Below are 19,982 nucleotides of genomic sequence, written 5' to 3'. Positions count from 1 at the left end.
GACCACGACTCGCTCGACGGCATCGAGGGCACCGAAATCGCTGTCCCGAACGACCCGTCCAACCAGGGTCGCGCGATCAACGTGCTGGTTCAGGCTGGTCTGCTGAAGCTGCGCGAAGGCGCGCCGAAGCTCACCCCGACCCCGGCGGACATCGATAAGGATGCCTCCAAGGTCAAGGTTGTCGCTGTGGATGCGTCCCAGACGCCGAACGCCTACAACGAAGGCCGCCCGGCTGTGATCAACAACAACTGGCTGGCACGCGCAGGTATCGACCCGGCTTCCTCGGTCGCGGCCGACGATCCGAACTCCGAGCTTGCGGAGCCGTACATCAACGTATTCACTGTCTCAGGCGATGACCTGGACAACGAGACGTACGCCAAGTTGGTCGACGTCTGGCAGTCGCCGGAGGTCACCGCAGCGCTTGACGAGGATTCCAACGGCACCGCCGTGCAGGTCCAGCGCAGCAAGGAGGAACTCAACGAGATCCTCGACCGACTTGTGGAGGAGTACAAGTAAATGACAACAACCGGCACCCGGATTGAGTTCCGGAACGTATCCAAGGTTTTCAAAACCAAAGAGCGCGAGGTCAAGGCCGTCGATGACGTCACCTTGACCGTCGAGCCAGGCGAAATCCTCGGAGTGATCGGCTACTCGGGTGCCGGCAAGTCAACGCTTGTCCGCCTCATTAACGGCCTTGATATGCCAACCTCGGGCGAATTGCTTCTCGACGACACCAACGTCGCCGGTATGCCCGAGCGCAAACTCCGGGAGATCCGCCGCAACGTCGGCATGATCTTCCAGCAGTTCAACCTCTTTTCCTCCCGTACCGCAGCGGGCAACATCGAGTACCCGCTGAAACTGGCCGGTGTGGACAAGAAGGAACGTAAGCGTCGCGTTGCTGAACTGCTCGACTTCGTCGGTCTGTCTGACCGTGGCGAGAACTACCCGGAGCAACTCTCCGGCGGCCAGAAGCAGCGCGTCGGCATCGCGCGAGCACTCGCAACCAACCCGTCGCTGTTGCTTGCCGACGAAGCCACGTCCGCACTCGATCCCGAAACCACCCACGAGGTGCTCGGAGTGCTGCGTCGCGTCAACGAAGAACTCGGCATCACCATCGTGGTAATCACCCACGAAATGGATGTCATCCGAGCCATCGCCGACAAGGTTGCCGTAATGGAGAACGGTCGTGTTGTGGAGTACGGCGGGGTCTACGACGTCTTCGCCAACCCGCAGACCCCCGTCGCGCAGCGTTTCGCAGCGACGAGCCTGCGCAACACCCCCGATGATGTTGAGCGCGCCGAACTGCTGACCAAGCCTGGCCGCCTGTTCACCGTGGATCTTTCCGAGGACTCCGGGTTCTTCGGCGCCGCCGAGACCGCCCGCACGCGCGGTGTTGTCATCGAGCCGGTCCACGCCGGCATCACCACCTTGCAGGAACGTTCCTTTGGCAAGATGACCGTCCGCCTCAACGGCGACGACGCCGCTATCAACGAATTCCTGGCCACACTGCAGCGCAGCACCGAGATTGAGGAGATCACCCGATGACCGAATACCTGCTCGCTGAACCGAACTGGGACAACCTCGGCCCCACCTTCCTCGACGCCATCGGCGACACCCTGTGGATGGTCGCCATCACCATGATTGTTGGTGGCTTCTTCGGCCTGGTGTTGGGCATGCTGCTCTACACCACCCGACCAGGTGGCATCCTGCGCAACAACGTGGTCTACACCCTGATCAACGTTGCGGTGAACTTCTTCAGGCCAATCCCGTTCATCATCATGATCGCGATGCTGTACCCACTGACTCTGGAGGTCGTGGGCACCACCATCGGCCGTGCCGCTGCAACGTTCGTGATGTGTTTCTCCGCCACGTTCACCGTGGCGCGCATCGTGGAGCAAAACCTCGTCGCGATCGACCCCGGCGTCATCGAGGCCGCACGCTCCATGGGCGCAGGCCCCTGGAAGATCATCACCTCGGTGATCCTGCCGGAGGCACTCGGCCCGCTAATCCTGGGTTACACCTTCATCTTCATCGCGGTTATCGATATGTCCGCGATGGCCGGCTACATCGGCGGCGGCGGTGTGGGTGACTTCGCCATCGTGTACGGCTACCGCGCCTTCGAGCCACAAGTCACCTGGGCTGCAGTCCTGGTCATCGTGGTGATCGTGCAGCTCGCTCAGTTCCTGGGCAACTGGCTGTCCAAGAAGGTCATGCGCCGGTAGATTGAAGTGCCATGAAGGTAGCGGCGTTCGACTTCGATGGCACTCTCCACCACCCTCCCCACGGTTTCGACCAGGAGGATATCGCCGCAATAGATGCCTGGCGCAAAGCCGGGCATCTTGCCATTTCTGCCACCGGACGCTCCCGTACAGCGCTCGCCCACGGCATGGCCGGCAGCACGCTAGCGTTCGACTACCAGGTGCTGTCCAACGGTGCATCAGCTACCGACGGCGCCAACCGCGACCTGCTCTTCAGCCACGAACTCGACGGTGCCGTCCTGCGTGCCGCCGTGGAACAGTTCGGGGAGCGCGAGGGACTGGCTATTTTCGGCACCACCATCGGACGTGTCGACGGCGTGTTTGCCAACAACACCGGCCGTACCCACGACTTCACGGCTCACTTCACGCCGATGGGGATTCGCGACATCCCGGACCACCAGTTCGCTGTCATTCCGTTCTGGATTCCTGACAACGACGCGCTGCGCGCCGAAGTCATCGCCTGGGCCACCAAACTCGGCGACGTAGAAGTCGCCCAAAACCAGGACTACATCGATCTGATGGCACCAGGCCGCTCCAAGGGTTCAGGGATCCTCGAGCTGTTCGAGGTACTCGGCATCAACCGCGATGGCGTTGAGCTCTACACGTTCGGCGACTCATGGAACGACCTGAGTATGCATACCCTCGCCGACCACTCGCACTGCTTCCACCACTCCCCCACCGACGTGAAAGCAGCCACAGACCACGTCATCGGGTCAGTGGCTGAGGTGCTCGACGAGTACATCTAGGACCTGGTTTCGCCCCCGCCCGGCATCACCTAACGTGGCTGCACGCTGAGCGCGCCCCAGGCGGAGCCTTCCTTGGGGGCCTTGCCGCAGGAATCGACAATCCCGCTGACCGGACGCTTTTCCAGTTCGACGACGTACTCCCCACCGGCGGTGGTGACGTTGACGGTGGCGGTGGTGTCGTCGATACGCACAGGCGCAACGTCGAACTCCCCGTAACGAGGCTCAGCGACCTCGCTGGCAACAGCAATCTCGGCCACCTGTTCCACAGGACTGAGCGTGCCGCGACCGCGATTGCCGGGTACGAAGTATTCGCCCCGCTTCGCTGCTGTGAGCATCGCGTCGGTGGCCTCCACGTTCATGCGGCCGAAACTGTATGCCCAAGGCATGAGCATCATGGTTGCGGCGAAGCGGTGGCCCTTGATGTGGGAAACCTCCCACACGACATCGTTGCCGGGGCCGAACGGGTAGCGCTCGTGCAGTGCGTTGACCAGCGGGCGACCCTTCACTGCGCAGCAGACATCGCGCTTGGCGTGGGTGCAGATCAGCAGCAGCGGGCGTTCGCGGCGCACTCCACCGTTCTTACCGGGACCCGACAGGTCGAGGTTCAAAATGTCTTCTGGCCCGTCCACATGGAGGACCTCGGTGATGCCTTCGTCGGCGAAGACGAGATAGAGGTGGTGATCCTCAATGTTGCGACCTTCGCGCGTTGGATGGCGGATGAGCAGCAGGGATGCGTCGTATTCGTCGAGGTGTTTGGAGATTTTGGGGGTGATTTCTTCGCCAAGTGCGGCGTTGGAAATCACGTCGCGGGGCCACGGGTCGGGCCACTCAAAGATGACGTAGGTAGCGCCGGGCTTGGCGGTGCCGGGCAGCGGTTCAACCTCAACATCTGAGCAGGGCAATTGTCGCATGTCACCACCATAGCCAAGCTTGGCCTAACTTATTAGATGACCCATTTGAACAACATTCACTTCTGTAACAGTTAGATAACCTTTTGGGTATTTCGCTCTGAGGCTTTTGTTCTGATTCCTCCTGCTGGTTACGGTGGCTTAATGCAAAAAAATTCCGGTTCCTTCCGCGCTGCGGTCGTGGGCGCTTGCGTAGCGACGATCGCTGCCTGCACCGCCTGCACCACACCCAGCTTCGGGGCCGGCGAAACGGTGGCCAGCAGCTTGTCCGCCAGCTCTCCGCGTCTGAAACCGTTGGGCAACGCTGACCCGTCTCCGAAGACGCAGCGCCCGTCGGCACCGTCACAGCTTGTGGTCACCGCGGTCCGTGTTGGCGCACATGAGGGATTCGACCGCGTCGTGGTGGATCTTGAGGGCGACGGGGATCCGGGTTGGTTTGTGGATTACACCTCCACCCCGATGCAGGAGACCACCGGCCAGCCGTTGAAGGTAGCGGGTAACGCGTTTTTGAACATCAACGTCGACGGCACCGTTTATCCGTTTGAGATGGGTAAGGATTCCGATGTTGAGGTGAAGATGGCTGGCGATACCGGCAACGTCATCGACGTGATCAGCGCCGGCACTTATGAGGGCCGCAGCCAGGTCGTGGTGGGTCTGCGCTCTGCCTTGCCGTATTCGGTGCAGGTGCTGGAGGACCCGAAGCGCGTGGTCGTCGACATCGTCCAGAACTAATCGCAGCGCTAAACCCCCACCGTTAATACACCGCCTCGACGCGCCAGCTGCGTCTGCTCCACACAAGCAACCAGCCTGTGACAGCGCCGTCTGGTCCGCCTTCGCGCCCGACGACTTGCATGCGCGCAAGCCGTCCTGTGGCCCCTTCGGTTTGGGCCCACCATCCTTCATCCACGGGCCACGGCCCGGCCCAGCCGGTAACCAGAAACCGGCGATCGCCCCAGGCCAGGGCGTACGGCGTGGTTGAGAGCAGCACTTCGGCGGTGACGATGACGGGGGTTGCGGTGTCGTCGATAAGCGCGATGCGCGAGGCGGGGTGCTCAATGCCGCCGCCGAGGCGCGCAGGCAGCGGTGCTGGGATCGCTCCGGGCCACGACCGCTTGTCGACGACCGGCCCCGCCTCCCCGTACGGCACCATCTGCACCCGTTCTGCCACGCCACGGCCGCCGACGAGCCGGGGTTGGAGCACCGCGTCGATGCCGAGTTGGGATTGCACGCGTTCCACGACGCGGCGGGCGGTGTCGGTGGAGGCGCCGTCGGCCCACAGTTCGCCGACGGGTTCGGGCGCGGCGAGTTCGAGTGGTTCCAGGATGAGACTTGTAATTTCGCCTGCGCCGCCGCCAGTGAGCCAGCCGTCGAGTTGCCAGCGCACACGGTCGGCGGTGGCGGCCTCGGTGAGTGCTTCGCGGGTGCGCCAGACGCGTTCGACACGGGTGCCGTCGCCAAGTTCGGCGGTCACCTTCAGCCGCAGGCAGTTCCGCCCCGTTTCCTTCAGCCGTTCGTGCAGGCTGGCGGCCAGCGCACGGGCGGCGAACGCTGCAGCATCAACTCGGTCGATCGGGTCCTCCGGAGTGATCGCCACCGCGAGGTCCTCCACGGGAATTTCGGGCGCGACGCGGCGGTCCGGCGTGGCTGCGGCGATCCGGTAGATGAGCATCCCGGACTGGCCGAAGCGCGTGGTGACAGCCGCCGGGGGCAGCGCCGCCAACTGCCCGAGCGTGGAAATCCCCAACTGCCCCAACGCCCGCACCGTGTCCATGTCCGCGCCGAGCGCTTCTTCGGCGACGAGCACACCGAGTGGCTGGTCTGCCAGGAACGTCGCCGACTGCCCCTGCGCCACCACGTCAGATGAGCGCGAGGCGATCACTGCGGTGGCGATCTCGTCGGCGGCACCGGCAAGGGCGTCGATGCCGCGGCGCGAGGCGGCGTCGATAAGCATCTCGAGCGCACGGTCCTCACTGCCGTGGAACTTGCCCGCGGCCTCAAGGTCCGCAACGACAAGGCCTGGGCGCAGCACTTCTACGCTCGCCGCGACATCGTCGAGACCCGCTGCAAGTGCTGCGAACATCCGGCCGTCGCGGTCGGCGTTGTCCTCCACCACCGTCAGCTCCGGCGCTGCCGCCTGTGCGTTTCGCACCCGCATCCCACGCCGGATGCCCACTTGGCGGGCTGCCTGCGAGCACGCCTTCACCCTGTGGTGCGCAGCAATCGCAATGGGTTCTATCAACTCGTCGCCGGACTCCAGCTTCGCAGCCTGCACGGGCCAGTCCGGAAACCACAACGCCGCTGCTCTCATGTGACCAGTCGCAGCTTTCGCCTATCGACGACCCGCTCACCACCAGCACCCAACGTCACCCGTGCACTCGCCGGACGATAGCCCTTACCTTCTGCGCGCACGTCGAAATCGATCCCGGTAATGCGCCCTGTGCCTCTGCCGATGCCGTGGAATTGTGCGAGCGTGCCCGTCAGCGTGAGCGCCGGCGACGGCACCGCAACGTTGACACACACAAGCGCCGCTTGCCCTTTCCGGATCCTGGCCAGCAGCGGCCGGGCGCGCACCGGGGTGAGCTGGAACGGGCTGCGGGTGTGCAGCACCACCAGGTCAAGCCCTTCGGCGAGCACGCCCGCCACCGAGAGGTCGTCAATACCCGGCTCCGGCACCGCAACGACCCGCTCAAGCGCATCGGCGCCGATCGCGGCATACGACAACTCCGGCCAACCCACCACGCCTGCGCGCCCACCGGCTTCCACCACCTGGCCGATGAGCTCCACGATCAGCGCCGGGGTGTCGCTGACGTGCGTGACCGCCCTTCGCGCCAAGCCACCATTCGGCAACACAGTCGAAAGACCACCGCCGATCGTGAGCACCTCAGTATCAGCAGCAACCTCCTGAGGGACCTCCCCGCCGAGCGCAGCCATACGCGCACGCAGCTCTGCGATCTGCTCAGCACGCGTCGGCTGAGCAGGCGCTTCGCCCACTTCATGCAGGTGCGCCGCCGCAGATAACGCTCGAATAGGTGTTCCACTCACGCCAGATAGTATGCACCCCGGGGTCGACGCAGGCAACGCCCCTGGTCGAACAGGCTTGCTAAATTATTTTCAACTTCTTTTCGCTGTTCAAGGAATGAAAGTCTTTCACGCGAATCAGCTTTTGTATACGCATTGAACCAGATTGAGTACGCTCAGCAGCATCATTTCCTATCCGAACATTCGCACAGCTGAAGGAGGCAGACTGATGGAGCGGGTTCCAATTCAACCGCAAACGCTCGCATGGGCACGTCAGGTATCTGGTCTCACAGTAAGCGAGCTAGCAAATGCAATCGGAGTGAAGGCAAAGCAGATTGACGCCTTTGAAACCGGCACCGCGAAGCCAACGTTCAAACAACTGGTCAATGTAGCGAAAAAACTCGACCGCACACCCGCATTTTTCTTCACCGAACCGCCAGCCCAAGCAGATGTCCCCCCTACGGTTGATTTCCGGCAGTCCCCCGAAGCCGATGGGCTCGACGCAGCCACCACTAAAGCGCTGCGAAGGGCGGAACGCTACCGCGAGATCATGCTGGAGTACAGCCAACCTTCTCACGCCGGAATCACATTCCCTACCGCTTTTCACTGGGGCACAGAGCAGCAGGCAGCAGCAGCGATGCGTTCTCTGTTGGAGCTCGAGCCTTCTTTTGTTCCTACCGGACCAACAAAGGACGCTGGCTTCAAAATGTGGCGCGACCTTTTGGAAAACCATGGGATCATGGTGTTCCAAACTTCGGATGTGGAACGTGGAGTCTTCCGCGGCCTCTCTGTCTATCACGACGTGTTGCCGATTGTTCTACTCAACGGAAAAGACAGCTCTGCAGGAAAGACGTTTACCCTTTTCCATGAATTGGGCCACCTCATCAACCGCAGCAGCGGGTTGTGCTTGCTCGAGGAGACCGACACTGAAGAAGCGTTAGTTAACTCTTTCGCTGCACACTTTCTTATGCCAGGGGCAGCAGTTTCGGAGAAACTATCTGGCCTAGATAGCGATGACCTCGTCGGCGTAATTGCCACCCACTTCAAGGTAAGCCGGGTTGCTGCGGCTATTCGGCTCAAAAACCTCGGTGTGGTCAACGAATCGGCCGTGAAACGTGAAATGTCGTTAAGCAATTCCGCATGGAAACAAGAACGCGACCAGATGAAAAAGAAGGAAGCCGGGCCAGCATATTGGCGGATGCGTTACCGGGATCTCGGCGCAACGTACGTGGGCACGGTGGCTCGTGCGTTAGAAGAAGAGAAAATTAGCATTCTCGATGCATCGTATTTCCTCGATTCGCGTGTACCAACCGTCGACAAGCTGATTGATGCCTATCGAAGTGAGGCAGGATGACTTCCTACACCTTCGATGCCAACATCTTGATCAACATGGAGCGTTGGTATCCCCGCGAACATTTCGCGAGTGTTTGGAGCAATGTCGAAGAGTTGATCACAGATGGTCGCGCCTGCATTTGCGGGATGGTCGAAGAAGAGATCAAGCGAGGTACCGACGACCTTCACAAATGGACAAGATCCATTGATGAATTCGTCCATCCACACACGGAGCAGGACTATGAGATAGCAGCCAAAATCTCAACCGCCCACCCAGACTGGGTAGTTGAGAAACAAAACGCCGCTGATCCCTTCGTCATCGCGCATGCAGCAATCGAGGGGTCGATCCTCGTGACTCAGGAAACAAGAAAGGGACCCGGAGTTCAAGGCCGGAATTTGAAGATTCCCAATGTCGCCGACGAGCATGGTGTCACATGCATCAATTTTTTCGGCCTACTCAAGGCTGAGAACTGGAGGTTCTGACATGATCCCGATCAGCGCCAACGAGGTCCGTAGCCGCGTCACTCCGATCCCCACACCCGCCATCGTGCGCGCGCTGGGTTCGCTGGCTGTGGGCGGTTCCGTGGGCGTGATGGTGTCCGAAGCGCCGCTGGGCATCAAGGCGATCACAGCACTGGTCTGCGTCGTTGTTGCTATCGCGGTGACGTGGTTGCACCCCTACCGGAAGCAGATTGTGGCGTTTGCGGAGGAGAAAAATGTCAGCAGGGTGCCGTCGATAAGCATGGTTGTGCCGCTCATGGTGTGGTGGCTGGTACTCATGATGGGCCCGCTGGTGCACTGGTCCGCGGTGGCGGGGCTGCTGGTTGGCATCCTTGCGGCAGTGGCGGCGTGGTTGCTGTACCCGCACGTGGACGGCACGCGGCGCCTCGCGTACGCATAGAACTACTAGAAAGAATCTACTCGAAAGGCTTTCTAGTAGACGAGTTTTCGCAGCTCAACCTAGAAACATTCCCTTTCGAGTAGCTTTCTAGTAGCTTTCGAGCTACCGCAAAGGCCCTTCCAAAAGCCATACCGCCCGAGGGTCCCGCGGACCTTTACCGCGCCATTGAATAAGGCCCTCCTCCCGCAGCGCTTTCAACGCGCGGCGGGCAGGCGGGTTCGAAATCCCCAAGGCATCTGCAACCTCCCCCGTAGACATTGGCCCGCCTTTCGCTTGCATGACTGACAGGGCGCTGCCGGCGTGAGGCGGGAGGGAGTCCGCGGTCTTCGGATCAAGCCGTTGAACCGCCTTCAACGTGAGCAGAACACTTCCGCTCGTCTGCTGGTAAATCGGGTCAGCAAAACCCACTCGCCGCATACCTGCGAACATACGGCGGATACCCTCGCCGAGTTCTTGACCAATCCGAAGCTCTGCCGTCACCCGCGCAATGAGAGGATTGCGCGCAAATCGAGCAATAGATTCTGGTCGTGTGGGGTCCACCAAACCGGGAAAGCGCCCCGGACTCGAAACTTCGATGCGAGATGGATAGATCTCGAACCGCACATGGTCACCAGCCATGCTGTACGACCGGTGAATGACAGCATTTACTAATCCCTCAAGCCAAACGTCGTTCGGGATGAGATTTTCATCCTCGAACAACCCCGAAGCACCCAGGCGCCGGACTTGCGGCAGCATCCCCTCAATCGCCCGCTGAGCAGCCCAAATTTGTTGTGGCAACGGCCCCTCAAACCGGTCGTCGGCCAAAAGCTGTTGCTGATGCCCCGCGAGCCGCTCATCCTCACCGAACCGCAGAACACGGACATGCGCATTAGGGAAGAACTCTTGCGGGTCTTTACCGAAGAGCAAGAGTGCTGCTGTGCGGGGCCTACCTTCGCGGTCGATGAGATTTCTTGCTTTGAGAGCGTCTTCAGCGGAAGAAGAACCAATAACGTTGGCATATTCACCAACGACCTCCATATCGAGATCACCCATACCGACACGGGGCAGCACCGTCGCGTCGAACTGTTGCTCACCCTTGGTGTAACGCAGTTCGAGAATGCCGTCTGCATTCAGCAACCGAGATTCGTCGCCGACACGCAGGAAGCAGTCCCCCGACCGCAAATAATGCACATGCTCACTCGGGTCTACATGAAACAGGTAAACCTGCGCACCGTCGTCGACATCGAACGGCTCGATTCGAACACGCACGGTTGGATCCGTGTGGTCGAGCGATGTTTGTCTCAGATCATTGTCCTGCTTAGGCGTCGGTGCCCCATCAAACTCCCGGTCAGTAATTCCGACAGCAATAATGCCGCCCTCCGCATTTGCCATGCCGACGATGGTCTTGGCGAGATCCTTCGGCTTGATACGGAAAGACTTTCGCTCGAACCATTGATCTTCCGGCAGACGCAGAAGGAGGCTCGGGTCATCTCGGTAGTTTCTCTCTGGATGCACAGAAGGAATTCTACTCGAAAGGCTTTCTAGTAGACGAGTTTTCGCAGCTCAACCTAGAAACATTCCCTTTCGAGTAGCTTTCTAGTAGCTTTCGAGCTACCGCAAAGGCCCTCGCGCAGGCCCCGCCATTCTCGAAACCCCTGCTGCGAAGTCCGCCGTAGATACGGATAATGGCACGCATGGCTCAAACCTCATCGACATCGCTCAAGCACATGTGGGAAACCCGCCCGCGGCGCATCACGAAAGACCAAGGTGGTCGGGCCGTATTCGGCGGTGTGTGCACCGGTTTCGGTGCCCGCTACGGCTACGACCCGGTGGCGGTGCGTATCGCGTTTGTGCTCACCGGGTTTATTTTCGGCGGTGGCATCTTCGCATACCTGCTGTGCTGGCTGCTCATGCCGCGTCTTGGGGAGGACATGAGCCCGGGCCGGGCGATCTTTACCCGCAAGGATCAGCGCAGCCCCATCGAACAGAAGGAGTGCCGCACCGGCTGGCTGCTTCTGCTCGGACTGATCATTTTCATCCCGGCGGCGGCTGACGCAGGCGATAACCGTGTGACCTTTGGCGTGTTCGTGGTGTTGCTGTTCATTTGGTTGTTCGCCTACGCCGAAAACCCGACGCCACCCGAGCAATGGCGTGACGACGACCTCGTGTGGCGCGACCAGAAACGCCGCCGCAGGTTCAAGCGCTAGCGGTAGCGCTTCGGCACATCCGGCGCGCCGAGCGTGAGCATGAGACGGTTGGCCCAGTTGAAGAAGGCCGACGAGTTGATCACGTCGATGATCGCCAGATCATCCAACCCGACCTCGCGCAATACCTCGACGTGCTCGGCACCGAAAGCAAACGGCGTGCGGGTCAGCGCAACCGCAGCCTGGCGGATCGCGTCCCAGGTGTCAGAGCCAAGGTCCGCCTCCACGCCTTCGTCCAGGAGACGGTCGATCGCCTCCGCGTCGCCGCCTTCCTCCTTCGAACGTGCCTGGTGCACGGATGCGCAGTACTCGCAGCCGTTCAAACGGGACGCGACGGTAGCGGCAAGTTCGCGCTCGGCACGGCCCAGGCCACCTTCGGTGTTGTAGAAGATGTCCAGGTCGGTCAGGGTGCGCGCCTTCAATGCCTGCGGGTCGCGGGCGAGCAGACGGAAGTACTCCATGCCGATGCGCTCCGGCTTGATCAGGGCATCGCGTTGCTCGTCGGTGAATTCGGACTCTTCAAGTGGCGCCACCCACGGCTTCCACCCCAGGGAGTGGTTGACAAACTTTTCGGGTGCGACGACCTCCGGTTGCAGGGTCGCCGCTGCGGGAGTCCAGCCGGGATCGGCGACGCCGGCGGCGCGCTCAACAGCAGCATCGCCAGCACCCGAACCACCCGAGGCAGCAGTACCGCCAGCCAGCACCTGCACACCGTGCACGACGCGCAGCTGGAACGCCACAAAGGAGATGAGTTGGCCGAGCGAGACGATCGCGTCCTCGGTGTAGCCAGCGGTCTGCAGGTGCCCGATCGCCGCCGGCGAAGCATCCTTCGGATGGAAGGTCAGCAGGTGGGCGAAGTCGAAGGCGGCGGCGAGCTGCCCCTCGCCGAAGGTGACAAAGTCCCCGCCCGCGTAGGGGCCGGCGGATACACCTGCGCGCACCGCGTCTTCGACCACGGCAACGAGCGCCTCGTCTTCGTCGGCAAGCAAGTCCGCGTAGAACTCCGCGGCGCGCTGTGCACCGGAAATGCCGGAGACGAAAGCGGCGACGGCGTAGCGGGTGGATACCGGCAGGGCCTCGATCAGCGCCGGGTTGGTGGGCTCAAACAGGGCCTCGAAGCTGCGCTGGGCGTTTTCTACGGCTTCGGGTCGGCGGCGGCGCAGTTCGGCAAGGTCGGCCGGGGTTTCTGCGAGCAGGTCGATAATGTCGTTAGACAACAAACTCTCCTAACTGTCGGGCACGGAAGACGGTGCCGGGGATGGCGTCGATAAGTTCACGGGTGACATCGTGGCGCGGGTGCGAGAACACCTCGTCGGTGGGGCCATATTCCACTTGTTGGCCGCGGCTGAACACGCTCACCGTATCCGAAATCTGGCGCACCACCGCCAGGTCGTGGGAGATGAACACGTAGGTCAGCCCCAGCTCGCGCTGGAGGTTTTCCAGCAGTTCCAGGATCTGTGCCTGCACGGTCACATCGAGCGCGGAAACGGCCTCGTCGAGCACCACGAGTTCCGGCTCAACGATCAGCGCGCGGGCGATAGCGACGCGTTGGCGCTGCCCGCCGGACAGTTGCGCAGGCGTGCGCGACGCAAAGCGTTCCGGGTCAAGCGCCACGCGCTCCAGGTATTCGTTGGCGCGCGCAAGGCTTTCGCGTTTCGACGTCCCCGCGAGGTTGCGCAGCGGCTCCGCCACAATCTCGCCGACCCGCATCTTCGGATCCAGCGATGAAAACGGGTTTTGGTACACCATCTGGATGCGGTTGCGGAACTGCCGCTTCTGCTTCGGGCTCAGCGTGGTCAGTTCCTCACCGTCGAGGGTGATGCTGCCCTCAGCAGGCTGGTTAAACATGGCGATCGTGCGGCCTGTGGTGGTTTTGCCGGAGCCGGACCCGCCCACCAGCGCATGGGTGGAGCCGCGCGCGACCTCGAAGGAGATATCGGATACGGCGGTGAAGTCGCCGTAGCGCACGGCAAGGTTGTCTACGCGCAGGAGGGTGTCGGTGGTGACAGGGGGTCGTCGATACGCATTTGCCACGGACAGCGACGGCACGTTTGCCAACAGGCGCTTGGAGTAGTCCTGCGTGGGGTTGGTCAGCACTGTGCTCACAGGGCCGTGCTCGACGACTCGGCCGCGCTCCATGATGACCACGTCATCGGCGCGATCGCCCGCCACGGCAAGGTCGTGGGTGATGAAAATGACGCCCAGGCCCAACTCTGCGCGCATCTCGTCGAGCAGGTCAAGGATGGTTTTCTGCACGGTCACGTCGAGTGCGGACGTGGGTTCGTCGGCAATGAGCACCTCGGGCTCGAGCGCCACCGCAGCCGCGATGAGCACGCGCTGCTTCATGCCGCCGGACAACTCGTGCGGGTACTGGTTGTAGCGCTTTTCAGGATCATCGATGCCGACGCGCTCAAGCAGGGCAATTGCTTGACGACGACGCGACGCCGCGTCCCCCACCCCATGAATCTCCAACCCATCCTCCACGGATGCGCCGATGGTTTTCAGCGGGTTGAGCGAGTTGTTCGGATCCTGCGGGACCAGACCAATCTTTGCGCCGCGCAGCTGACGCCACTCGGCGGCGCTCAGGCTGGCAAGGTCTTGGCCCTTGAACCGGATGGAACCTGCGCGCACGTTGCCGGTGGGCCCCAACAAGTCGAGCGCCGCCATGGCGGAAGTGGTCTTGCCGGAGCCGGACTCGCCGACGATCGCAGTCATCTTGCCGGCATCGACAGCAAACGCAATGTTTTCCACGGTGGGCTCGGCATCGCCGTACGCAACGGTAAGGCCGTCAACTTCAAGCAAAGGGGTACTCACTTCGCATCACCTTCTGTCTGAATGACCTGGGAGATGTGGTTGGTGGACATCACGGTGGCCACAATGGCCAGACCCGGCAGCACGATCAGCCACCAGGCGGTGGACATAAAGTCGCGGCCTTCCGCGATCAACAGTCCCCACTCCGGCACTGGTGGCGGTGCGCCGTAGCCCAGGAAGCCAAGGATGGACAACTGCAGGATTGCGGTGCCGAACTGCAGCGCAGCCAGCGCCAACACTGGGGTCAGCGAGTTGGGCAGCACGTGGCGGAACAACACCTGGGTCTGGGTTGCGCCAGAGCCGTAGGCAGCCTCGACGAAGTCTGCACCGGCAATCTGGATCACCTGCGAACGAGCCAGACGAGCGAACGTGGCCACCGATGTCATACCGACAGCAAACGCCGCCTGCAGCGAACCGAAACCGGTGACGATGATGATGGACAGCGACAGCAAAATGCCCGGGATGGCCAGCAGCACGTCCACGAACCGCATAAGCACGGTCTCTACCCAGCCACGCTGCGTACCTGCAACAAGGCCAATCAAGGTGCCCAGGACCAGGCCGACCACCACGGCGATCAGTGCGCCGAGCAGCGACTGGCGTGCGCCGTAAACCACGCGGGAGTACACGTCGCGGCCCACGGCGTCGGTACCGAAGATGTGCTCGCCATTCGGCGCGAGCAGCGCCACATCCACGCCCTTGTATGGGTCGTAGGTGGCAAACACACCCGGCAGCAGCGCCCACAGGGCAGCGATGACCAGGACGATCAGCGACAGGAACGTCGCCGGCGAGCGCCACCGGCGGTTCTTGCGCGACTTCGCCCGCACGCCAGCGCGCGTATTCGCCCGCGCAACAGGATTCGTTGCTGCTTGTGTTGTTTGTGTTGTCATCGGGCGCCCTCCTTCACGGCAGCCTGAGCGGTGCTCTTCTTAGCCTTGTTGCTCTGTGGCCCCGCATCCCGCAGTCGCACATCAAGCACCGGGTAGAGCAAGTCGACGATGAGGTTGATCAGCACGTACGCGGTCGCGGCGATAAGCACCACGCCCAGCAGGACCGGCATGTCGCGGCTGGACACCGCGTTGACGGTCAGGGAGCCCAAGCCTGCGCGGCCGAAGACGGTTTCGGTCACCACTGCCCCGCCGACGAGTTCGCCGAACAGCAGGCCGGCCATGGTGATGGCGGGCAGCAACGAGTTGCGCAGCACGTCGCGCCAGAAGATGCGGGCCTCGCTGGCACCGCGGGCGCGGATGACTTGGACGAATGGTTGGGCGCGGACTTCGTCGATAGACCGGATGAGCACCTGCATCAGCGGCGCAGCCATCGGCACGGCCAGGGTGAGCGACGGCAGGATGAGCCCCTCGAGCGGGGTCGGGTCGACCACGTTGACCCAGCCGAGTTGGAAGGAGAAGAACTGCAGCAGCAGGATCGCAATCCAGAAGCCTGGCAGCGACACCATGAACGACGGCAGCGCGCGGAAGAAATTACGCACCGCACCACCGCCCGGCAGCGTGGCCACATAGGCGGTGAGCAGCGCGACGATGACGGCAAGACCGATCGAGGTCGCGGCCAGCGCAAAGGTGTGTGGTGCGGCGTCGACGATGAGGTCGAACACCGGCGTGCCCGAGGCAACCGAGAACCCCAGGTTGCCGGTAAACAGCCCGGCAAGGGTGGCCAGGTACTGCTCGACGAGCGGTTTATCCACGCCCATCTGCTCGCGGATCTCCTCGATCTCTGCCTGGGACAGCCCAAGCGCGGGGTCCGCATAGCGCGCAGCCACGCCGTCCGACGGCAGCGCAGACAGCAGGAAGAACGCAAGCGTGTAGGCAAGCAGTAGCACGAGCAGCGCCTGCCCAACGCGTTTCAGCACAGTGGTACTCATTTAGTTGTCCTCCCCATCACGGTCGAAGTACACCGAGTAGAAACTCGGGCGGGCCACCGATTCGGTAACAAAGCCCTTCACGTGTGGCGCAAGTGCGTACACCTGCGGCTCCTCAAACAACGGCAGCACGTAGGCCTGTTCTGTGAGGTAGTCCTGCACCGCCTTCGACGCGGCCGCACGGCCCGCATCGTCCGGTGTGGAAACCACCTTTTGCAGCAACTCCTCGAGCTTGGCATCCACTGGGGTGCCATCTCCTGCGTTGTTCAGCAGCGAGTCGCGGCGGTTCACCGACAAGTGCGACTCAATCACGTCATAATCCGCACGCCCCACCATCGTGTGCATCAACTGCACGCGGTTGATGTCCTTCTGCGCTGCGTTTTGCGTGGCACGATCCCCGGCCACCATGTTCAGCTCAATACCCAGGTCACGCAGGTCCGACTGCACCATCGTGACAATCTCCTTCGAACGCGGCTGCGGCAGCGCGTGGTTGACCGACAGGCTCAACCGCTGCCCGTCCTTGACGCGGATGCCGTCAGAGCCTGGGGCCCAGCCGGCGTCGTCGAGAAGCGCACGCGCACGATCCGGATCAAACGTGTACGCGCCGGGCTGCTCCGCGTAGCCAAGTGCCGTCGAGGTCATCGACGACGTGGCCAGCGGGTAGGAATCCGACAGCAGAATGCGGATGATCTCTTCACGGTTGATGCCGTGGATAATCGCCTGCCGTACGCGGATGTCCTGCAGCAACGGGTGGTTAAACCGCATGGCCAATTGGTTGTTCATGCCGTTGGTGGCAGAGGCAACCACCTGCACACCCTGGTCTTTCAGGTGCCGCTCCACTGGCGGAGAGATCGTGCGCGCGGCGTCCGCTTGGCCGGACAGCAACGCGCCGGAGCGGACGGCTTCTTCGGCGGCGAGGGTGTAGTGGATGCCGTCAATGCGCGCCCGGCCCTGGTGCTCGAGCGACGGTGGCGCCCAGTCGTAATCCTCGCGCGTTTTCAGCACGAGGTCAGTGCCCAGCGTTTCACTATCGACGACAAAGGGGCCCGAACCGATCACATTCGCCGCCCCGCCTGGGCCGAAGTCCTCGTTGCGCAGTTGCAGGGAGGAATCCGCCAGCAGGCCCGCGTTGTACGAGGACGTAGCCTGCGCGAAGCCCGGAGAAGGTGCGGTGAAGTGGAAGCGAACCGTGTCCTCGTCGACGACTTCGCCGTAGTCGTAGTTGGAGATCTGCTCCGAGACGTTGAGCAGGCGATCCTTGTCGCCCTGGCCGTAGAGGTCGAAGTTGTCGACGATGTTCTGCGCCGTCATCGGCGTGCCGTCGGAGTAGGTCACATCGGTGCGGATATCGAAGGTGAACACGGTGGCGTCCTCGTTGATCTCCGGCAGGTCGGTGGCAATCCACGGCTGGAGTTCGAGCGTTTCAGGGTCTTGGTAGAGCAACCTGTCTGTTAGCTGATTGATCACACCGCCGTTGGGGTAAAACCCGGCAGCCGGCGGGTAGAGGCTGTTAAACCAGTTGGATTCCAGGTAGGTGAGCACATTGTCACCCTCTGCGTGAGATTCAGCGCCACCCCCTGCGGTGCAGCCGCTCAGCAGGGCAACTGCACCTACAAGTACAACTGGGGCCGCGACCGTTTTCTTCGGCACGTTATCGTCCTCTTTTCCCTTGTGGTTTTCGGCACCATACCACTTTTAGACAATTCGGTTCTTTCTTAATAGACTGCGCAGTCTATACACGTTATAAAGATTCATCGAAATCGTGGAGGTACATCGCTGTGGAAGCAGACATCGCCATCGTCGGAGCAGGACCGCGAGGCATCTCCATCACCGAGCGCATCGCAGCCTTCCTCAACGACCGTGGCGCTACACCACTGACGTTGCACATCATCGACGACGCCCAGCTCGGTGCCGGCCGCATCTGGGACACCGAACAAACCCGCACACTGTGCATGAACACCCTGGCTGGCGCGGTAACCCTGTTCACTGAGCCCGGCGCGACCGTCACCGCACCTGTGCTCGAAGGCCCCACCATGTTTGAGTGGATCCAGGCGCTTCGCGGCGAATTCGCGCATCCGCTTATCAGCGACCACCCGCCGGCCGTCCCCAGCACCTTCGACGCTGAAATCCGTGTGACGCGACCTGAATCTAATCCTTCGCGTGCGTTGTATGGCGAGTACTTGCGCTGGGTGTGGCAGGTTGCGCTGGCCGAGCTGCCGGACTCTGTCACCGTGGTTGAGCACCAGTCCCGCGCGATGTCGCTGTACAGCGACGGAGGCCGAGACGCGATCTTGCTTGCAGATGGCACGCTGATCCACGCCGACGCCACCGTGGTCGCCTCCGGCTGGGTGTTGCCCGCCCCGACCCCGGCACAGCAGGCCTTTGCCAAATCTGGCCTGACCTACATCCCGCCCGGCAACCCGGTTGAGCAGGACGTGGACCGCATCGGCGAGGGCGAGCGCCTGCTCGTGCGTGGCATGGGCATGGGCTTTTTCGACCTCATGGCGCTGACCACCATCAACCGCGGCGGCCGCTTCTTCGAAGACGACACGGCCCGCTCCGGTTTGCGTTACGACGCCACCGGCGAGGAACCCCACTTCATCGTTACCTCTGGCCGCGGCTACCCCTACCTGCCCAAGTCCGAGTACAACTCGCTGCCGCCAAAGGCCGATCTGTCACGCCTGCGCGCCGCTATCGATGCCAACCCTGCCGAGCCCGGCAGCGGCACTTTGTCGTTCGGCCGCACCCTGTGGCCAGCGCTCGCCCGCGATGCCTTCGCCGAGTACTACCGCACCCTCGCGCGCGTGCACCCCGAGGCGCTGAAGGTGCCGCTCGAGGAGATCATCACGCGTATCGACGACACCGACCTGGCCGTCCACGCCTCCCCCGAGGACATCCTGCCGGTCGCCCGCGCGCTGACTCAGGCACTCGAGGGCACGAGCACCGAGCCGTTCGACATGGCCGCCTGGGTCGACCCACTCGCCGGCACCGAAGACCTCAGCCTGGACGAACTCCAGCGCGTGGTCACCGACTCCATGGCGGGCGACATCGCCGAGGCTGTCGCCGCCTGGGACTCCCCACTCAAGGCCGGGCTGTGGGCGATTTCAGCCGGCCGCAAACCCAGCGCCATCGCCACCGAAAACGGCAAGGGTGCCCAGGAGGTGGCCCGCTCGCAGTACATGGCGTTCGGCCAGATGGTCGGCTCCGGCCCGCCACTGTTCCGCACGCGCGAGCTGCTTGCACTTGCCGACGCCGGCCTGGTGACGTTCCTGGGCCCGCAGCCGGTCGTCGATACGCAAGAAGGCGCATTCACCGCCGCAAGCCACGGGCGCACCACCACCGCGACGGCACTCGCCGACGCGTTCCTGCCTGGCCCGGACATCCGCAACACCAAGGACCCGCTGGTGCGCTCGCTCGTCGACGCCAACCGCGTCCGCCCCTTCGCCCAAACCGCCTCACCCGAAACCGACGCGGACACCCGCCGCGCCGTCCACCCCGACGGCACCCTGGATCCCCGCCTGCACATCGTGGGCATCCCCACCGGTAAGCAGTGGGCGGACACGACGATCTCGCCGATGCCGGGCACGAACCCGCTCATGCTGCAAGAAACCGACAAGACCGCCCTGTCGCTGCTCACCCAGGCGGGCGTGCTCTAGGTCGGCGCTGGGTCGGCGCTACCCTAAGGCCGGGTCGTAACCGCTGCTGATACAACACGAAAAGAAAGGAACGAAATGAGCCTTGGACGCAGAATGCTGATCATTGCGTTGAGTACGAACATTGCCATGCTTTGTTTAGTGAGTGCTGTTCTCCAGATAGTTCTGCCGAACGATGCACCGCAGTGGCTCATCTTTGGAAATATTGTTGTCTTCGTAGCGTGTGTCTACTACACATACAAAGCAGTGACGGTGTGGCCGGATGAAGAAAAGGCAGCCACAATTAGTTGATTGCCAAA

General features: G+C 62.3%; 20 protein-coding genes. 11 read left to right on the top strand and 9 right to left on the bottom strand.

Annotated elements, in window-relative coordinates:
- The 4 genes from HMPREF2617_RS07745 to HMPREF2617_RS07730 all read left to right on the top strand — a co-directional run.
- Positions 1-516, top strand: a 516-nt coding sequence (locus tag HMPREF2617_RS07745) for a MetQ/NlpA family ABC transporter substrate-binding protein (RefSeq protein WP_246817568.1), incomplete at its 5' end; no start/stop codon positions are given.
- Positions 517-1,545, top strand: a complete 1,029-nt coding sequence (locus HMPREF2617_RS07740) for a methionine ABC transporter ATP-binding protein (RefSeq protein ID WP_070450483.1) — start codon at positions 517-519, stop codon at positions 1,543-1,545.
- Positions 1,542-2,222 carry a methionine ABC transporter permease gene (locus HMPREF2617_RS07735; RefSeq protein WP_070482425.1) on the top strand — a complete coding sequence of 227 codons (681 nt, stop codon included), beginning with the start codon at positions 1,542-1,544 and terminating at the stop codon, positions 2,220-2,222. The genes HMPREF2617_RS07740 and HMPREF2617_RS07735 overlap by 4 nt, the downstream gene beginning before the upstream one ends.
- A gap of 11 nt (positions 2,223-2,233) precedes the next feature.
- On the top strand, positions 2,234-3,004 hold the full coding sequence (locus HMPREF2617_RS07730; RefSeq protein WP_070614290.1) for an HAD family hydrolase: 771 nt from the start codon (positions 2,234-2,236) through the stop codon (positions 3,002-3,004).
- Positions 3,005-3,033: 29 nt separating this feature from the next.
- On the opposite strand, the gene HMPREF2617_RS07725 is transcribed toward HMPREF2617_RS07730, so the two are convergent.
- Complete coding sequence (locus tag HMPREF2617_RS07725; RefSeq protein ID WP_070614289.1) at positions 3,034-3,915, bottom strand: sucrase ferredoxin; 882 nt, start codon at positions 3,913-3,915, stop codon at positions 3,034-3,036.
- A 141-nt stretch (positions 3,916-4,056) separates the two neighbouring features.
- Here HMPREF2617_RS07725 and HMPREF2617_RS07720 point away from each other — a divergent pair, with 141 nt between their 5' ends.
- Positions 4,057-4,644, top strand: a complete 588-nt coding sequence (locus HMPREF2617_RS07720) for an AMIN-like domain-containing (lipo)protein (protein ID WP_070614288.1) — start codon at positions 4,057-4,059, stop codon at positions 4,642-4,644.
- A gap of 22 nt (positions 4,645-4,666) precedes the next feature.
- On the opposite strand, the gene HMPREF2617_RS07715 is transcribed toward HMPREF2617_RS07720, so the two are convergent.
- Together HMPREF2617_RS07715 and HMPREF2617_RS07710 are read right to left on the bottom strand one after the other, a co-directional pair.
- A complete protein-coding gene (locus HMPREF2617_RS07715) occupies positions 4,667-6,220 on the bottom strand; it encodes a Y-family DNA polymerase (protein WP_070840449.1) in 1,554 nt (517 codons plus the stop codon).
- Positions 6,217-6,954, bottom strand: a complete 738-nt coding sequence (locus HMPREF2617_RS07710; RefSeq protein ID WP_246821716.1) for a hypothetical protein — start codon at positions 6,952-6,954, stop codon at positions 6,217-6,219. The genes HMPREF2617_RS07715 and HMPREF2617_RS07710 overlap by 4 nt, the downstream gene beginning before the upstream one ends.
- A 205-nt stretch (positions 6,955-7,159) precedes the next feature.
- On the opposite strand from HMPREF2617_RS07710, the gene HMPREF2617_RS07705 reads away from it, so the two are divergent.
- Genes HMPREF2617_RS07705 through HMPREF2617_RS07695 form a run of 3 tightly spaced genes read left to right on the top strand, consistent with a single transcriptional unit; the run spans position 7,160 to position 9,163 of the window.
- Positions 7,160-8,284 carry a helix-turn-helix domain-containing protein gene (locus tag HMPREF2617_RS07705; protein ID WP_070570562.1) on the top strand — a complete coding sequence of 375 codons (1,125 nt, stop codon included), beginning with the start codon at positions 7,160-7,162 and terminating at the stop codon, positions 8,282-8,284.
- Positions 8,281-8,745 carry a DUF4411 family protein gene (locus HMPREF2617_RS07700; protein WP_070422792.1) on the top strand — a complete coding sequence of 155 codons (465 nt, stop codon included), beginning with the start codon at positions 8,281-8,283 and terminating at the stop codon, positions 8,743-8,745. Before HMPREF2617_RS07705 ends, HMPREF2617_RS07700 begins: the two co-directional genes overlap by 4 nt.
- A 1-nt stretch (position 8,746) precedes the next feature.
- Positions 8,747-9,163, top strand: a complete 417-nt coding sequence (locus HMPREF2617_RS07695) for a hypothetical protein (RefSeq protein ID WP_070570565.1) — start codon at positions 8,747-8,749, stop codon at positions 9,161-9,163.
- Between the two features lie 102 nt (positions 9,164-9,265).
- Here HMPREF2617_RS07695 and HMPREF2617_RS07690 read toward each other — a convergent pair whose 3' ends face one another.
- Positions 9,266-10,657, bottom strand: coding sequence for an RNA-binding domain-containing protein (locus HMPREF2617_RS07690; RefSeq protein ID WP_070840448.1), 1,392 nt, complete (start codon positions 10,655-10,657; stop codon positions 9,266-9,268).
- A gap of 179 nt (positions 10,658-10,836) precedes the next feature.
- Here HMPREF2617_RS07690 and HMPREF2617_RS07685 point away from each other — a divergent pair, with 179 nt between their 5' ends.
- Positions 10,837-11,349, top strand: coding sequence for a PspC domain-containing protein (locus HMPREF2617_RS07685; RefSeq protein ID WP_070840447.1), 513 nt, complete (start codon positions 10,837-10,839; stop codon positions 11,347-11,349).
- Here the strand turns inward: HMPREF2617_RS07685 and HMPREF2617_RS07680 are convergent.
- The 5 genes from HMPREF2617_RS07680 to HMPREF2617_RS07660 are packed head-to-tail and all read right to left on the bottom strand — an operon-like array spanning position 11,346 to position 17,680.
- Complete coding sequence (locus tag HMPREF2617_RS07680) at positions 11,346-12,563, bottom strand: alkylhydroperoxidase domain protein (RefSeq protein ID WP_070840446.1); 1,218 nt, start codon at positions 12,561-12,563, stop codon at positions 11,346-11,348. The genes HMPREF2617_RS07685 and HMPREF2617_RS07680 overlap by 4 nt on opposite strands.
- A complete protein-coding gene (locus HMPREF2617_RS07675; RefSeq protein ID WP_070840445.1) occupies positions 12,556-14,160 on the bottom strand; it encodes a dipeptide ABC transporter ATP-binding protein in 1,605 nt (534 codons plus the stop codon). Before HMPREF2617_RS07675 ends, HMPREF2617_RS07680 begins: the two co-directional genes overlap by 8 nt.
- Complete coding sequence (locus HMPREF2617_RS07670; RefSeq protein ID WP_070614283.1) at positions 14,157-15,044, bottom strand: ABC transporter permease; 888 nt, start codon at positions 15,042-15,044, stop codon at positions 14,157-14,159. The genes HMPREF2617_RS07675 and HMPREF2617_RS07670 overlap by 4 nt, the downstream gene beginning before the upstream one ends.
- Positions 15,041-16,033: an ABC transporter permease gene (locus HMPREF2617_RS07665; protein WP_070840444.1), complete on the bottom strand. Its 993-nt coding sequence runs from the start codon at positions 16,031-16,033 to the stop codon at positions 15,041-15,043. Before HMPREF2617_RS07665 ends, HMPREF2617_RS07670 begins: the two co-directional genes overlap by 4 nt.
- Entirely contained in the window at positions 16,034-17,680 is a 1,647-nt protein-coding gene (locus HMPREF2617_RS07660) for a TIGR04028 family ABC transporter substrate-binding protein (RefSeq protein ID WP_070840443.1), read from the bottom strand.
- A 128-nt stretch (positions 17,681-17,808) separates the two neighbouring features.
- Between HMPREF2617_RS07660 and HMPREF2617_RS07655 the strand changes: the two genes are divergently transcribed.
- Together HMPREF2617_RS07655 and HMPREF2617_RS07650 are read left to right on the top strand one after the other, a co-directional pair.
- Positions 17,809-19,686, top strand: a complete 1,878-nt coding sequence (locus HMPREF2617_RS07655) for an FAD/NAD(P)-binding protein (protein WP_371441299.1) — start codon at positions 17,809-17,811, stop codon at positions 19,684-19,686.
- 75 nt (positions 19,687-19,761) lie between these two features.
- Positions 19,762-19,974, top strand: a complete 213-nt coding sequence (locus tag HMPREF2617_RS07650; protein WP_224213060.1) for a hypothetical protein — start codon at positions 19,762-19,764, stop codon at positions 19,972-19,974.
- Positions 19,975-19,982: the final 8 nt, after the last annotated feature.

The sequence above is a fragment of the Corynebacterium sp. HMSC070H05 genome (assembly GCF_001837615.1).
Lineage (GTDB): Bacteria > Actinomycetota > Actinomycetes > Mycobacteriales > Mycobacteriaceae > Corynebacterium > Corynebacterium coyleae.
Note: the sequence above shows the minus strand (reverse complement) of the source record. Positions and strands in the feature narration are given on the sequence as shown.